The sequence below is a fragment of the Microbacterium sp. genome, assembly GCF_044340635.1.
Classification (GTDB): domain Bacteria; phylum Actinomycetota; class Actinomycetes; order Actinomycetales; family Microbacteriaceae; genus Microbacterium.
This window is the reverse complement of sequence record NZ_JBIITF010000003.1, coordinates 249,074-263,670: the sequence shown is the minus strand read 5'-3', so window position 1 is coordinate 263,670 and position 14,597 is coordinate 249,074. Positions and strand designations below refer to the sequence as shown.

Annotated in this window: 13 protein-coding genes; 5 read left to right on the top strand and 8 right to left on the bottom strand. The window is 69.3% G+C overall.

Annotated features, from left to right (window positions below; translation table 11 throughout):
* Positions 1 to 82 precede the first annotated feature (82 nt).
* Positions 83 to 1,105 (top strand): SDR family NAD(P)-dependent oxidoreductase, encoded by a 1,023-nt coding sequence (locus ACIQ0W_RS04560; protein ID WP_396641624.1) that lies wholly within the window; start codon positions 83 to 85, stop codon positions 1,103 to 1,105.
* Between the two features lie 63 nt (positions 1,106 to 1,168).
* Here the strand turns inward: ACIQ0W_RS04560 and ACIQ0W_RS04555 are convergent, their stop codons facing one another.
* The 7 genes from ACIQ0W_RS04555 to ACIQ0W_RS04525 all read right to left on the bottom strand — a co-directional run bounded on the left by ACIQ0W_RS04555 (position 1,169) and on the right by ACIQ0W_RS04525 (position 8,925).
* On the bottom strand, positions 1,169 to 3,058 hold the full coding sequence (locus ACIQ0W_RS04555) for a heavy metal translocating P-type ATPase (RefSeq protein WP_396641623.1): 1,890 nt from the start codon (positions 3,056 to 3,058) through the stop codon (positions 1,169 to 1,171).
* A gap of 80 nt (positions 3,059 to 3,138) precedes the next feature.
* Positions 3,139 to 3,561, bottom strand: coding sequence for a DUF1801 domain-containing protein (locus ACIQ0W_RS04550; RefSeq protein WP_396641622.1), 423 nt, complete (start codon positions 3,559 to 3,561; stop codon positions 3,139 to 3,141).
* 15 nt (positions 3,562 to 3,576) lie between these two features.
* Positions 3,577 to 4,695, bottom strand: a complete 1,119-nt coding sequence (locus ACIQ0W_RS04545; protein ID WP_396641621.1) for a DNA alkylation repair protein — start codon at positions 4,693 to 4,695, stop codon at positions 3,577 to 3,579.
* 30 nt (positions 4,696 to 4,725) lie between these two features.
* Positions 4,726 to 5,169, bottom strand: coding sequence for a cyclase (locus ACIQ0W_RS04540; RefSeq protein WP_396641620.1), 444 nt, complete (start codon positions 5,167 to 5,169; stop codon positions 4,726 to 4,728).
* Between the two features lie 48 nt (positions 5,170 to 5,217).
* Positions 5,218 to 5,670 carry a PPC domain-containing DNA-binding protein gene (locus ACIQ0W_RS04535; RefSeq protein WP_396641619.1) on the bottom strand — a complete coding sequence of 151 codons (453 nt, stop codon included), beginning with the start codon at positions 5,668 to 5,670 and terminating at the stop codon, positions 5,218 to 5,220.
* A gap of 37 nt (positions 5,671 to 5,707) precedes the next feature.
* On the bottom strand, positions 5,708 to 7,462 hold the full coding sequence (locus ACIQ0W_RS04530; RefSeq protein ID WP_396641618.1) for an asparaginase domain-containing protein: 1,755 nt from the start codon (positions 7,460 to 7,462) through the stop codon (positions 5,708 to 5,710).
* A 5-nt stretch (positions 7,463 to 7,467) separates the two neighbouring features.
* On the bottom strand, positions 7,468 to 8,925 hold the full coding sequence (locus ACIQ0W_RS04525; protein WP_396641617.1) for an amidase family protein: 1,458 nt from the start codon (positions 8,923 to 8,925) through the stop codon (positions 7,468 to 7,470).
* 130 nt (positions 8,926 to 9,055) lie between these two features.
* On the opposite strand from ACIQ0W_RS04525, the gene ACIQ0W_RS04520 reads away from it, so the two are divergent.
* Positions 9,056 to 10,339: a wax ester/triacylglycerol synthase domain-containing protein gene (locus ACIQ0W_RS04520; RefSeq protein WP_396641616.1), complete on the top strand. Its 1,284-nt coding sequence runs from the start codon at positions 9,056 to 9,058 to the stop codon at positions 10,337 to 10,339.
* A gap of 42 nt (positions 10,340 to 10,381) precedes the next feature.
* A complete protein-coding gene (locus ACIQ0W_RS04515) occupies positions 10,382 to 11,374 on the top strand; it encodes an aldo/keto reductase (RefSeq protein ID WP_396641615.1) in 993 nt (330 codons plus the stop codon).
* Positions 11,375 to 11,383: 9 nt separating this feature from the next.
* Here ACIQ0W_RS04515 and ACIQ0W_RS04510 read toward each other — a convergent pair whose 3' ends face one another.
* On the bottom strand, positions 11,384 to 11,689 hold the full coding sequence (locus ACIQ0W_RS04510) for a DUF1905 domain-containing protein (protein ID WP_396641614.1): 306 nt from the start codon (positions 11,687 to 11,689) through the stop codon (positions 11,384 to 11,386).
* A gap of 98 nt (positions 11,690 to 11,787) precedes the next feature.
* On the opposite strand from ACIQ0W_RS04510, the gene ACIQ0W_RS04505 reads away from it, so the two are divergent.
* Complete coding sequence (locus ACIQ0W_RS04505; RefSeq protein WP_396641613.1) at positions 11,788 to 13,500, top strand: long-chain-fatty-acid--CoA ligase; 1,713 nt, start codon at positions 11,788 to 11,790, stop codon at positions 13,498 to 13,500.
* 272 nt (positions 13,501 to 13,772) lie between these two features.
* The gene (locus ACIQ0W_RS04500) at positions 13,773 to 14,591 is read left to right on the top strand and encodes a universal stress protein (protein WP_304687637.1); all 819 of its coding nucleotides are present in this window, start codon (positions 13,773 to 13,775) and stop codon (positions 14,589 to 14,591) included.
* Positions 14,592 to 14,597 lie beyond the last annotated feature (6 nt).

Genomic DNA, 14,597 nt, shown 5'->3' with positions numbered 1-14,597 from the left:
ACTAAATGTCACCAGCGTTGACTTTGTTCCCGCCGCGGAACAGAATCGACCTGATAGTCGAGGACGACGAAGGAGAAATTTCATGGCGAAAAAGGATCGACCGCTCAGCGCGAAGAGCTCTGTCGGAGAGTGGCTCAAGCATCCGGTCGGCGGCGCCCTGCTGCGTGAGATGCTCGCGCAGGGCGGCCAGAGCGAGAAGGCGCTCGCGCCGGTGAAGTTGCTCTCGTTGCAGCGCCTCGTCGCGATGAGTCAGGGCCAGCTCAGCCAAGAGGTCGTGGACGATCTCGTCCTCCGGGCGAACGGTGGTGTCGTCGTGGAAGACTCCGAAGACGACGAGGAGTCGGGGTGGATCGAGCAGATCACGCCGGGACGGTTCACGGGCAAGACCGTCGTCGTGACGGGTGCTGCATCCGGTATCGGTCGCGCAACCGCCGTCCGGATCGTCCGCGAGGGCGGACGCGTCATCGGCATCGACGTCTCGGCCGAGCGCCTCGCAGACGTTGCAGAGACACTGACGGACGGCGACTTCGTTCCGGTCGTTGCCGACATCACGGACCCCGACGGCATCGACGCGATCATGTCGGCCGCGGGCGAGCGGATCGACGGGCTGGCGAACGTCGCGGGAATCATGGACGACATGTCGCCCCTGCACGAGGTGAGCGACGCGATGTGGGAACGCGTCATGGGCATCAACGTGACCGGGATGTTCCGGCTCACGCGGGCCGTGATCCCCGTCATGCTCGCGGCAGGAACCGGCTCCATCGTGAACATCGCCTCCGAGGCCAGTCTTCGCGGGTCGGCCGCGGGCGCGGCGTACACCGCGTCCAAGCATGCGGTCATCGGCCTCACCCGCAGCAGCGCGTTCCTCTACGCGCCGCAGGGCATCCGCGTCAACGCCGTCGCGCCCGGGCCGGTCGCGACGAACATCGGCGGAATGTCGATGGAGGGTGAATATCGGGAGCGGATCGCGAGCGCGATGACGGTGCTGCCGCCGATCGCCGAACCCGAGCAGCTCGCGGCATCGATCACCTTCCTGCTCAGCGACGACGGCACGAACCTGACCGGTGTCATCCTGCCCTCCGATGGCGGCTGGTCGGTGATCTGAGGCGGCGAATCTACAACGCCCCGATCTCGCGGCCGCGTGGTGGGCGTGAACCGCCACGATGCACTAGTTGGTGAGCATCCACGGCAGTTTCTTCGTCGCGGACTCGAGCCCGCTCGCCGGCCCGCCGAGCGCCCGGAGCGCATACACGATCGTCGCCAGGTCGACCAGCTCCTGCACGAGGGCACCGGCGACGGCCGGGATGACCCCGGTCGTGGCGACGAGCATGAGACCGACGCTCAGGCCGATACCGATCCAGATCGCGGTGAGAGCCACCCGCAGGGTGTGTCTGCCGATCGACACCGCATCGACGACCTTGGCGAGCGAGTCCACCAGGATGACGACGTCGGCCGCCTCGCCCGCCGCGGTCGCGCCGCGCGCGCCCATCGCGACCCCGATATCGGAGGCGGCAAGCACGGGCGCGTCGTTGATCCCGTCGCCGACCATCATCATCGGCCGAGGGCGCATCTGGGCGGCCAGCCGGACTTTCTCTCCGGGGAGGAGCTCTGCGTGGACATCCTCGATCCCGACTTCCCGAGCGATCGAGTCCGCTGTCGATCGGCTGTCTCCAGTCAGCACGACGACGCGTTCGACGCCGTGCGCACGCAGCCACGAGACGACGGCGGATGCTTCGGGCCGGGGGTCGTCCGCCAGCACGAGAACCCCGGCGAAGCGGCCGTCGATCGAGACGTACGCGGCGGCCTCACCGGCGGAGAGCGTGGCTCTCGTGGTCTCGGGGGCAACCGAAGCGACGTAGGCCGGTTTGCCGACCACGACCGTGTGTCCGTCGATGAGGGCCGTGACCCCGTTGGTGGCGTTCTCGCTGGCCTCCTCGGCCGTCATCAACTCGAGCCCACGGTCGAGGGCCGCGCGACGGATACCGTCGGCCAGCACGTGCGATGAGTACTGTTCGGCGGAGGCAGCCAGGAGGAGCAGCCGATCTGCGGAGGTTACTTCGGTCGGTCGGACGTCGACGAGATCCGGTCGCCCCTGCGTGATCGTCCCGGTCTTGTCGAACGCCGCCGACCGCACGCGCGCGAGTTGTTCGATGACGGCGCCGCCCTTGATGATCACCCCCGCCTTGGCGGCGCGGGAGAGCCCGCCGAGGAACGCGACGGGCGCGGCGATCAGAAGCGGGCACGGCGTCGCGAGCACAAGCACCTCGGCGAAACGCGTCGGGTCGCCCGAGATCGCCCACGCGGTGGCCGCCAGCACGAGAGACACGGCCGTGAACGGAATGGCGAAGCGATCCGCGAGCCGCACGACCGGGGCGCGTGAGCCCTCGGCGGCGTGGACGAGCGCGATGATCTGCTGGTACTGGCTGTCGGCGCTGCGGCGCACCGCCCGGATGCGCACCGCCCGCGATCCGTTGATCGCGCCCGAGAGTACCTCGCCCCCCGCCTCGCGGCTGACCGGAAGGCTTTCCCCCGTGAGGGAGGACTCATCGAAGGTGCCGGTCTCGGAGAGCAGGATGCCGTCGACGGGGACGATCTCGGCCGGGCGGATGAGCAGGAGGTCGCCGATCGCGACGTCATCGACGTCGACGTCCTGCACCTCGCCGGAATCGGAGGCGCGCGGATGGGTCAAGACATGGGCGATGCGCGGCGACCTGTCCAGCAGCGCCGTCAGGTCTCTTTTGGCTCGCCGGGCCGCGAAGTCCTCGAGCGCTTCACCGCCCGAAAGCATCAGCACGATGATCAGCGACGCGACGTATTCGCCGACGGCCAGGGTCGCGACCATGGCGACGACGGCCAGGATGTCGAGACCGACATGCCCGCGGAGGACGTCGCGGACCATCCCGACGAGTGTCCACGCGACGAACGCGCTGACGGAGCCGGTCGCGAGCCACCGGCTGGCGGCTTCCTCGCCGAAAGAGTGAAGGACGAGCACGGCGACGAGGATGATCGCCGCGATCGTGATCACGGGATACCGCCACAGCATTCGGAATGAGCGCACGATGTCAGCCTCCCCTCCCCGAGCGGCGATCGCCAGGGAGATGTTCTCTCGCCATCCGGGACGGACGGCGTGTCGTCGGCCTACGGTGCGGGGTCGTCGCCGCGCTGCCAGGCAATGGCGATCAGGCGCTTGAGGACGTCGAGGTCGATGTCGTCGAGTTTCTTCACGTAGATGCATCCGGCACCCTCGGTGTACCCGCCGAGCTCCGGCAGCAAGGTGGCGCCCTCGGGCAGATCCTTGAGACCGTAGAGCGAGAGCTGCGCCTTGCGGGGCGAGAACCCGGTCTTCGGCCACTCGCCCTGCGTGCGCGAATTCGCGGGGGAGACGTAGCGGTAGCGGCCGTACCCGACGATCGACGGACCCCAGAGCACGGGGTCGACGCCGGTCACCTCGCGGAAGATGCCGTCGAGCGCGATCCCGTCGTCACGACGCCGCTGCGGAGTCGCCGCCTCGAGAAAGGCCGTGACGTCCGCATCCGTCGCCTGCGTCTTGATCTCGCTCACCCGGCCATTATGCGCTCACGCCGGCTCGCCCACGAGGGGCAACAGCTCGAAGGTGACGGCCGGCGTCGCGATCCCGTTCACCTGCAGCGCGACGGCGTGTTCACCGGGGTAGTAGCGGCGCGTGGTGATCGCGCGGAAGGAATGTCGTCGGTCGATCGCCAGCTCTTCACCGGGGGCGAGATCGGCGGTCGCCAGCTTGAAGACCTTGTCGCTGAGTGTGCCGTTCGCGCGGCGGTGGTGTACGACGTAGTCGACGGACAGGCGTGCGCTCTCGGCGCCCGCATTGCGGATGACCGCCGTGAACCGCGCCTCTCCGCCCCACGCCACACGCGGGTCGGCGAGGTGCGGCCCGTCGATGTCGACGGAAGCGGGGGCGAAACCGAGCAGCCCGAGGGCTTCGGGATCTCCGCGCCTGACGAGCGTCCGCAGGGCGCGGCGCACCAGGGCCGGGGTCGTCGGTGCGGGCGCGTCGAGCCAGCGCCGGGCGGTCTGGACGACGAGGTGCGGCGAGTCACGGCTGAGGTCGTTGAGGTGGTTGGCGACAGATCGGCGGACGTACTCGCTGTCGTCCCGGTACAGGGCGTCCAGGATGTCCACCGTGACACCGGGTCGCGCGAGCAGACCCGGGACGCGCACGGCCCACGGCAGGTACGGGCGGGTGCCCTCGCTGGCGAGACGACGCACGTGCTCGTCGGGTGAGCCGGTCCATCCGGCGACGATGCCGAGGGCCCGGTCCAGGTCGTGCCGCAGCAGGGTCCGGATGGCGAACTCCGACGTCAGTCGACCGGTGACCTCTGCCAGCACGGCCATGGCATCGTCGAACGCGGCATCCGTCCCCTCCTGCACCGCGCGGACGGCAACCGCGCTCGTGACGGGCCAGATCAGCCATCCGGTGAACGTGCTCTCCCGAGCGCTCGCGGAACGGATGACCCGGGCGAGGCGCGCATAGTCGCCCGGGACATCGGCGAGGAGGGCATCGCGGAGCAGGTCCGCGCGCTCGCGCAGCGAGAGCCCGTCGAGCGACTCCGCAGCGCGAGGGAGTTCTCGAAGCGGTCGTTCGGGGGAGACGTCTTGGATGGCGCGGCTCAGGGTCTGCGCGACGCCGGCGCCGAGCAGTTCGTCTGCGAAGGGCATGACCCCATCATCGCGCGGACGTATGACATGTCAGCCGAGTCGGTCGAGCAGGTGCCGGTTGCGCTGCACGATGAGCCGCCGCAGATATGGGACGAGGATGAGGCGCTCGGCGAGCCGACCGAAGACCGGGGAGGCGATCGTGATGACGTCGATCATGATCGTGGCGTCGCCGTCGGGCAGGAACACGTGCTCGTGACGGAACGAACGGAACGGGCCGCGCACCTGCTCGTCCACGAACCGTGTGGGCCGCTCGAGGCGCGTGATCCGCGATGTCATCGTGAACCAGATCCCGAAGTGCCTGGCACGCCAGGTGACCGACTCGCCGAGCGAGATGGACCCGGCGGTGACCCCGCCGACCGCCCGCTCGCCGGATTTCGCCATGGACGCGACATGCTCGTCGATGTCGAGCGACACGTCGAACAGCCGCTCGGCCGACGCCCGCGTGCGGCTCACGACCGAGAACGAACTAACCATCCCTCGATCCTGCCAGGGGATCGTCCGGACGCGCTCCCCGGGCGAAGATCAGCCGAAGGCCAGCGTCGGAAGCCCCGCGGCAGTGTCGTCGACACGACGGATCAGGGCAGGCGACAACACCTCGTCGATCACGACCTCGACCACGTAGTGCGCTGTCGCCGCCAGCAGGTGGCCCGTGTATCCGGCCGCTCCTTCGCCCTTGACGCCCACGGCGAGGTGGATGTGGGGGAGCGGCCCGTCGTCGGTCGCCGCGATCGTTCCCGACCCGGTGCCCTCGACCCCCTCGATCGTCACGGACTCGGCGAGCGGCGCGTGGGGATCCTCGATCGGACCCGTCGTCCCGATGAGCGTCACCGAGGTGAACGCGCCGACGAGGGTGACGATCACGCCCTGTTCGACGTGGTGCTCACGACAGGCCGTCACCACCGACGCGATCACGTCGTCGCCCGGGCGCAGCAGCACGGCGAGGCGTCGACCCGAGGTGATCTCTCGCGATTCCATGACGGTCCTCTCCTCGTGTGCGCCGGCGGCGGCTGGCTCAGTGTGTGTCGAAAATCTGCTGGTAGTCCCGCACCCGCTCGTGGATCCGCTGCCACTCCTCGGCGGTCGGCGCCGACGGATCGGCGGCCGGCGGGAGCGCCCCGAAGCGCATCAGGCAGGCCATCAGCAGCAGACGCGCCTTCGTCGCGGTGAGGTTGCTGCCCGAGATGAACGCGGGGCCCGGCCCGCCCCCGACCATCCCCTCGGCGTTTCCGCGGTTGACGCACACGACGGGCATCCCGCGGAGCACGGCCTCTTCGAGCGCGGCGGTCTCGGACTCGTTGCCGATCCCGAAGGGCGCCATGCCTTCCAGGACGAACCCCGCGAGCGGGAAGCTCTCGAGGTTCTTCTCGATCCGTGCCAGGATCTCGACCTGCATGGCAGCCGAGTCCAAGAAATCGTCCATGCCGTACCGCGCATACTTGGCGATCGTCACCTTCGGGATCGCGCTCTCGAGCAGCATGCCCGAGGCGTCCTTCACGGAGACGTCGACGGGCGCTGACCCCGAACCCGAAGCGCGCACACCGACGGTCGCGTCGGGAAGCCGGCGCAGGTTGACGGCGGAGCGTGACGTGTGCGCCTTCGCCGGACGGTAGGTGAGCATCGGATCGCCCGGGGCACCGATCGTGCCGACGATGCCGCCGTGCCCGCCGGTCGCGACGAACCCGCCGGGTCGGGCATCAGCCTTCTGCGCGTCCCGCGCGGCGAAGATCTGCTCGTCCTGCACCAGCACGACGCCGATCGCGTCCCGACCTTCTGCATCCGCCCAGATGCGCGACCGCACATAGGCGACGCTGTCGACGAGGTTGCGGTCGCCGTCGTTCGCGAGCGCGCCGTGCGGACGCTGCGACGCGTTGCAGCTGAACGGGATGGTGGTGTCGATGAGCAGGTTCAGCCAGTAGGCGGTGTCTTCCACGCTCGCGCTGTCTTCGAGCCACATCGCGCCCTCGTACCCGCCGCGATCGAGCGTCGACTGTACGACGTTGGTCAGCCGGGCGAGCGTCGCCATGGCCGGCGCGTGCGCCAGGTGGTACGGCCGATAGCCGAAGAAGTCCTCGCCCCGCACCTCCGGCGCGATGTCATCAGCCCGGTCGGTGATGTCCAGATCGGTGCGCTGCGACGCGGGCAGTCCGCTCGTGTAACCGCCCGACGGAGCGGCGCGCACGAAGTCGTAGCGAGCCTTCGAGCCGAGCATGTTGTTGTCACCCTTTTCGTCGAGACCGAACCGGTCGATCTCTTCGAAGATGCGCGAGGCGTCGGGGTAGAAGGTCTGCCGGCTCTCGGCGGAGGGGCTGAGCGGGTCGATGCCCTCTTGCTCCCACGCGCCGCCGTCGCGGGTGCGCGCCATGTAGGGCAGGGCGAACAGGCCGTCGTCGGGCCCGATCGTGACCTCGTACACAGGCACGTCGTCCTCGGTCATCCGCTCCGCGACGAACACGCCCTCGGGAGTCACGTAGCCGTCCGGTGCGGCGTAGAGGGAGGATGCGTCGCGCTCGAGCGGATGCGCCGAATACGCCTCGACGTACACCGTGACGGGTGCCGCGAGGCGCTGCGGGCGCACGATGTCTTGTCGGGGATGCGTGCCGTCGGGATTGCGACGCGGCGGCAGTCCGTACTTGCGGCGGGCGGCGTCGCTCGTGACGAGCGGCTCGCTGTTCTGCACCGTGGCATTGGCGCCGCTGAACACCGCGATGCGCGGAAGGTGCTCGGCGGGCATGGGCTGCGGGAGCGCGGTGGAGGCGTGTTCAGACATGGTGTTCACCACTCCTGGGGTGGGGCGAAGCGGACGATCTGTTCGCGTTCGAGCAACTCGGCGACCCGCAGCGGCGTGCGGTCTTCGAGGTAGGGGCCGATCAGCTGCGCGCCGAGGGGCATGCCCGAGTCGGCGCCGGGCCCCATCGGGATCACGGTCGAGGGCAGCATCGCCAGGTTGACCAGGCGGCCCCATGCGCTGACGACGTCGAACGCCGGATGCTCCGTCCCGGCCACCGTCAGGGTGCGCTCGGCGGTGGGGCGCTCGTCGTGGAGGGGAGCGGCGCCCGGGACCGCGGGCGCGAGGACGACGTCGAAGCGGTCGAAAACGGATCCCCACGCGGCGGTGATCGCGCGCTGCGCTTCCGCGTCCTGCCAGGCTGCGCGCACCGACTGGGTCAGTGCCCGGGCCGTCGTGTTCTCGGCGGCGTCGTTATCGGAGGCCGCGACGACCAGCGCATCCCAGTCCTCGTCGGTCAGGCTGTGCGCGATCTCCGCGGCCTGCAGCCGATCGAAGAGCTCGAGGCCCGAGGCGCCCGCCCCCGGGGGCGACGTCAGCTCGTCGACGGTGCAACCCGCCGCGCGGAGCTTGTCGGCAAGGTCGAGCAGGGCCATCCGCATTTCATCGTCGATGGGCGCCGCCGGCTCGTCGATCCACAGCCCGACGCGTGTGCCGCGCAGCTCGTCGACGCGAGACGGGGGGAGGTCCAGTCGCCAGCCGACGGCGTCGAGACGGGCGGGTCCCGCGAACACCTCGAACGCCAGGCGCAGGTCCCGTGCCGACCGCGCCATCGGCCCGGCGACGGAAACGGGCGGCTCGATGAGACCGTCCGTCGCCCACGGCAGATGCCCCATCTTGGAGACGACGCCGTTGCTCGGCCGGTGCCCGAAGACCCCACACCACGCCGATGGCATGCGGATCGAACCCGACAACTCGCTCCCGAGTTCGAGCGCCGAGAGCCCGGCGGCGATCGCGGCAGCCGCGCCCCCCGACGAGCCGCCCGGTGTGCGCTCCGGATCCCAGGGGTTCAGGGTGCGCCCGAAGTCGGGGTTGGTGCTCTGGTAGTCGGCGAGCAGGACGGGCACGTTCGTCTTGCCGTAGAGCACCGCGCCGGCGGCGCGGGCGCGGGCGACGGCGGGGGCGTCCTCGAGCGCGACGTGCGCGTCGGAGAGACGACCGTGCGTCGTGCGCATCCCGCGCACGTCGAAGGAGTCTTTGACGGTCATCGGTATGCCCGAAAGGGCTCGGCCCGGTGCACCCTCCCGTCGCGCTTCGTCGATCTTGCGCGCGGTGGACCGGGCGGACTCGGCATCCTGCGTCACGATGGCGCGCAAAGCCGCGCCGTGCCCCGCGACCATCGCCAGATGGGCGTCGATCACCTCGACGGCCGAGACCTCGTCGCGCCTCATCAGGTCGAGCATCGCGGTGGCGTCGAGCTCGCCGAGCGGCAGGGGAAATGACATGGGTGCTCCTCGTGCGCCTCTTCCGCGGCGCTATGAGCAACTGCGCTGCCCGCGCTCAGTATTCGTGGCCGATGTGTCGGCGATGTTTCGGCGGCTGCTTCGCGGAACGGTCCTCGTTAGGCTGACGCGCATGACGGATGCTGCGGGGTTCCTGTCTGCGGATGACGCCCGCATCCTCGCCCTAGAGTCCTCCGTGCTCACCGGGCACACGCTCAAGCTGATGGTCCTCGCCCCGGGCGAGCCGCTTGATCTGGGGGCTTTGCGCAGGTCGGTGCTGGCGCGGATGGCTGACCAGCCTCGCGCGCTCCAGCGTGTCGAGATCGGGGAAGCGGGAGCTCGCTGGGTCGAGGCCCCGGGCTTCGACATCGCCCTGCACGTTCGTCGTCGCGCCGGGGACGAGTGCGCCACGCCCGATGATCTGCGCCGCGTGGTGAGCGAGCTCATGTCCGAGCACCTCGATCGCTCGCGCCCGCTGTGGACGCTCGACCTGATCGGTCCGCTCGCGGATGGCAGCGAGGCGATCGCGGCCCGGATGCATCACGCGATGGTGGACGGCATCGCCGGGATGCCGTTCCTCGAGGCGATCCTGCTCGACCCTCACGATGCGCCACCGCACGCTGCAGGAATCGCCGCGGCAAGCGCACCGTCTTCAGCTGCGAACGAGTGGATCCGGCTGCCCGAAGTCATCACGCGCGAGCTCGGCCGGCCCGGCTCGAAGTCGCCCTTCGACCGGCCGATCACGGCGGCCCGGGATGTGGCCTTCACGGTCGCGCCTCTCGACGGGCTGAAGGCGATCGGAGCGACGCGTCCGCACCGCGCCACGATCAACGACGTGCTGCTCGCCGCGGTCGCGGGGGGATTGGATGCCTGGCTCGGCACCCACGCGGCCCACCTCGACCTCAGGGCGCAGGTTCCGGTGAGTCTTCACGGTCGCGACGAGGATGCGTCGGGCGCAGGCAACCACGACTCGTTCATCAACGTCGATCTCGAGCTCGGGATATCCGACCCGCTGCGCCGACTAGACCGCATCAGCGCGCGCACGCGTACCGAGAAGCAGGCGGGGGATGCGGTGCTGCTGTACGACGTCTTCCACGCGTTGGGGACGGTGCCGGCGCTGGATGCTCTCGCGCACCGCATCGCGGACAGCTCGCGCCAGTTCAGCCTCGCCATCTCGAACGTCCCGGGTCCGCGCGTACCGGTCGCGGTCGCGGGGCGCCGGGTCGATCGCCTGTTCACGTCGTCCGAGCCCGGTGCGCACCATGCCCTCCGTATCGCCGCGATCTCTCACGCCGACGAGATGGGGATCGGATTCTGCACCGACCCCTCCGCCGTGCCGCGCGTCGAGGCGCTCGCCGAGGCGGTTGGTCGTGCCTACGGTGAGCTGCACCGGGCGGCTCTGGGCGCGGACAGCTAGCGGCGCCGCGGGCTAGCCTGGATGGAATCGAAAGGGATCAGCATGCAGCAGCGAATTCTGGGCCGAACCGGCCGCGAGGTCTCGAGCGTCGGGCTCGGAACGTGGCAGCTCGGCGCTGACTGGGGTGACGTCAGCGAAGACGACGCGCTCGGAGTGCTCGCCGCGGCCGCAGATCAGGGTGTGACCCTCTTCGACACCGCCGATGTCTACGGCGACGGACGCTCCGAGTCACTGATCGGACAGTTCCTCCGCGGGCGTGACGACCTTTTCGTTGCCACCAAGATGGGGCGCCGTCAGCCCCAGGAGCTCGAGAACTACTCGCCCGAGAACTTCCGCGCGTGGACCGAACGCTCGCGTCGCAACCTCGGCGTCGACACGCTCGACCTCGTTCAGCTGCACTGCCCGCCGAGCGCCGTGATCGACGCGGATGCGACCTACGATGCCCTCGAAGATCTGGTTTCGGATGGCTCGATCGCTGCCTACGGCGTCTCGGTCGAGACCGTCGAGCAGGCGCTGTCGGCCATTTCCCGGCCGGGAGTGGCGAGCATTCAGATCATCTTCAACCCGCTGCGTCTCAAGCCGCTCGATGAGGTGCTGCCCGCGGCCGAGGCCGCAGGCGTGGGCATCCTTGCTCGTGTGCCGCTCGCATCCGGTCTGCTCTCGGGCAAGTACACGACAGACACGACGTTCGCGCAGAACGACCACCGCTCCTACAACCGTCACGGCGAGGCGTTCGATCGCGGCGAGACGTTCTCGGGCGTCGACTTCGAGGTCGGCATCCAGGCGGCGAACGAGCTCGCCGCAGCGCTGCCCGAGGGGGTTTCGCTTCCTCAGGCATCCCTCGCGTGGATCATGTCGCGCGCGGGAGTGACCTCGGTCATCCCCGGCGCACGCAACACGCGTCAGGCCGTGTCGAATGCCGATGCGGCCGCGCTGCTCGAACCGGGCGCTGACTTCGACGTCGAGGCCTTCGATGTCGTGGTGCGCGACGTCTACGACCGTCTGTTGCGGGCCGACATCCACCCGCTCTGGTAGGTCTGTGCGTCAGACGTCGACGAGTTCGACGCGGGCGCGCGCGATGCCCCCTTCGTCCAATCCCTCGGCCTCGCGCACCGCGCGTTTGAGGGGGAGGACGTACGACCCGGTCCCGCTCGAGGGGAAGATCGACGTCGTCCAGGAGCTGTCGCCGATGCTGACCCGCACCCGGACGGAACCGAAGCCACGGGCGAGCGCGGGATCCTGCATCTCGCGAATCATCTCGCTCATGTCGCCGGGCAGATCGACGAAGAACCAGGAGGCATCCGTCCGTGCCTGCCACCGGTAGACGGTTCCCTCGAAATCGACGATCACGAGGCCACTGTATTGCCGTCCGTGGACGTTCGTGCGGCCGTGAGTGCCAGACTGGAGCGTTGCCGCCTACCCGTCCCCACGGAATGAGGAATCACCATATGGAGCACACAGAAGCCCCCGAGGGTCGCCCCTGGGTCGCGTCCTATGCGGAGGGTGTGCCGGCCGACATCCCACCCGTCACCGAGACCCTCGTCGACATGCTCGACGCCTCGATCAAGAAGTACGGCAAGCAGACGGCGTTGGAGTTCTTCGGCGCCACGACGACCTACGCCGAACTCGGCGAACAGATCGAGCGTGCCGCCGGTGCCCTGCGCAAGCTCGGGGTCGAGCCCGGCGACCGGGTCGCGCTCGCGCTGCCCAACTGCCCGCAGCACGTGGTCGCGTTCTACGCCGTGATGCGCCTCGGCGCGATTGTGGTCGAGCACAATCCGCTGTACACCCCGCGTGAGATCCGGCACCAGTTCGAGGTGACGGCCCCGGTCGTCGCGATCGTGTGGGACAAGATCGCGGATGTCGTAGCAGGTCTTCCCGAGGACGCGCGGCCGGGTGCCGTGGTCTCGGTGAGTCTGCCGGAGGCCATGCCGCTCGGTAAGCGCCTGGCACTCCGGCTGCCCATCCCGAAGGCGCGAAAGGCCCGCGATGCCATTACGGCCAAACCCACGGCGAAGGGTGTCATCGCGTGGTCGCGCCTGGCCGACGCGCGTCGCATCTCGGCTCGGGTAGCGCGACCATCGCTCGATGACACGGCCCTGTTGCTGCTGACCAGCGGCACGACGGGCACGCCCAAGGCCGCCATCCTGTCGCACCGCAACCTTCGGGCGAACGCCGCGCAGGGCAGGGCGTGGCTACCCGGGCTGCGGGATGGTGAAGAAGTCGTGTACGCCGTGCTGCCGCTCTTCCACGCCTACGGCCTGACGCTGTGCCTGACCTTCGCGATGTCGATCGGGGCCAAGCTCGTGCTCTTCCCGAAGTACGATCTCGACCTTGTCATCGCTGCGACCCGCTCCTCGTCGCCGACGTTCCTTCCCGCCGTGCCGCCGATCTACGACGCACTCGCACGCGCGAGCAACCAGAAGCGGATCGATCTCAGCGGTGTGCGGTTCGCCATCTCGGGGGCGATGAGCCTTCCGGTCGCGACCGTCACGCGCTGGGAAGAGGCGACCGGTGGTCTGCTGGTCGAGGGATACGGCATGACCGAGACATCCCCGGTCGCCCTCGGCAATCCCGCGGGACCCAGCCGCCGCCCCGGCACGGTGGGCGTGCCGTTCCCGAGCACCGAGATCCGGGTCGTCGATCCGGACGATCCGACGCAGGATCGTCCGGCCGGCGAATCGGGCGAGCTGCTGATCCGCGGGCCTCAGGTGTTCGGTGGGTACTGGGGTGCGCCGGACGACACGGCGGCCTCGCTGCTCCCGGGCGGCTGGCTGCGGACGGGCGACATCGTGACCATGTCGGAGGACGGGTTCGTCACGATCATCGATCGGCTCAAGGAACTCATCATCACGGGCGGCTTCAACGTCAGCCCGACCGAGGTTGAGCAGACGCTGACGCAGCATCCGGACGTCGAGAGCGCGGCCGTCGTCGGGTTGCGTCGCTCGTCGGGCGGAGAGGATGTTGCGGCGGCCGTCGTGATGAAGCCGGGCGCCGTGTTCGACGGAACAGCCCTGCGTGACTTCTGCCGCCAGCACCTGACGGCCTACAAGATCCCCAAGAAGGTCGTGCAGGTCGACGACTTGCCGCGCTCGCAGGTCGGCAAGGTTCTGCGCCGCACGGTGCGAGACCAACTGATGGAGCGCGACTCGAAAGACTGATGGCGTCCGGGGTCAGCGACCGCCGAGCGCCGCCCGCTCGGCGGATTCGGATCGCTTCGGTGGAATCTCGCCTCCGAAGCGACCCGGATCGACCGAGTGATGTCGCGTAATCCCATTCCAGCGCTTCTGTCGCATCGTGTCTAGGCCGAAGGTCCCGCGGGCGGCTTCGGCCGATCCCACGGGACCTTCGGCCCCGGTAACCCCCCGAACGCCGTCATAGCGTCAGAGAACGCAGCGGCCGGCCAAGTGGGCACCGGGCGGGAAGGGAAGCCATGGAGCGAATCGTGGTGGGCTATGACGGATCGGAACCCGCTCTGGTCGCGCTGGACTGGGCTGCGACGAGAGCCGCCGAACGTTCGAGCATCGTCGAGATCGTGTCCGTCAACGCGTCCGAGCTGTTCGACGAGACCGTCATCCCGGATGTGCTCGAGGACGCGGAGCGCAGATTCCGCGACATCGCGAAGGACGCGCATGTCCAGTCGCGACGCGTGAACGGACGGATGCCCGGGGCGCTTCTGCAGGCGGCGGAAAAGTCCGACCTGCTCGTGATCGGCGCACACCGGCGTCGTCCCCTCCGTGCCGCGATCGCGGGGTGGCGTCCGCTCCGAACCGTAGCGCGCTCGAGCGTGCCCGTCGTCGTCGTGCCCGACGACTGGACGGCTACGGAGGGTCGTGTCCTGGTCGGTCTCGACGACGACGAAAGCTCCGCGGCCGCGCTCCATCTCGCCGCGCGGGAGGCGCACGCCACAGGCGGAGGTCTCACGCTGCTGCACGCGTGGCAGATGCCCGTGCCGACCATGGACGGGGAAGTCGCGGTACTGGCCTCCCCGATCGAACAGAAGGCGGCTCATCGCCGCATCCTCGATACGGCGGGAGACGTTCTGCGGGCCGCATATCCGGATGTGCCGATCGAGCTGATCCTGGTGAACGACAACCCGCCCTCCGCCCTTCTGATCGAGGCCCGGCGCTCGTCGCTGCTCGTCATCGGCACCCACCATCGCGGTCCTCTCACGGGTGCTCTGCTCGGATCCGTCGGGCAGGACATCGTGGCTCAGTCACGCATTCCGATCTGCGTGGTTCCCCGTCCGTGAGGGGTG

What these genes read in the sequence shown, in the direction of transcription:
- ACIQ0W_RS04560 (WP_396641624.1), top strand. Translation starts at nt 83, where the DNA reads ATGGCGAAAAAGGATCGACCGCTCAGCGCGAAGAGCTCTGTCGGAGAG.
- ACIQ0W_RS04545 (WP_396641621.1), bottom strand. Translation starts at nt 4,695, where the DNA reads ATGCCCTTCGCAGACGAACTGCTCGGCGCCGGCGTCGCGCAGACCCTG.
- ACIQ0W_RS04540 (WP_396641620.1), bottom strand. Translation starts at nt 5,169, where the DNA reads ATGGTTAGTTCGTTCTCGGTCGTGAGCCGCACGCGGGCGTCGGCCGAG.
- ACIQ0W_RS04535 (WP_396641619.1), bottom strand. Translation starts at nt 5,670, where the DNA reads ATGGAATCGCGAGAGATCACCTCGGGTCGACGCCTCGCCGTGCTGCTG.
- ACIQ0W_RS04530 (WP_396641618.1), bottom strand. Translation starts at nt 7,462, where the DNA reads ATGTCTGAACACGCCTCCACCGCGCTCCCGCAGCCCATGCCCGCCGAG.
- ACIQ0W_RS04525 (WP_396641617.1), bottom strand. Translation starts at nt 8,925, where the DNA reads ATGTCATTTCCCCTGCCGCTCGGCGAGCTCGACGCCACCGCGATGCTC.
- ACIQ0W_RS04520 (WP_396641616.1), top strand. Translation starts at nt 9,056, where the DNA reads ATGACGGATGCTGCGGGGTTCCTGTCTGCGGATGACGCCCGCATCCTC.
- ACIQ0W_RS04515 (WP_396641615.1), top strand. Translation starts at nt 10,382, where the DNA reads ATGCAGCAGCGAATTCTGGGCCGAACCGGCCGCGAGGTCTCGAGCGTC.
- ACIQ0W_RS04505 (WP_396641613.1), top strand. Translation starts at nt 11,788, where the DNA reads ATGGAGCACACAGAAGCCCCCGAGGGTCGCCCCTGGGTCGCGTCCTAT.
- ACIQ0W_RS04500 (WP_304687637.1), top strand. Translation starts at nt 13,773, where the DNA reads ATGGAGCGAATCGTGGTGGGCTATGACGGATCGGAACCCGCTCTGGTC.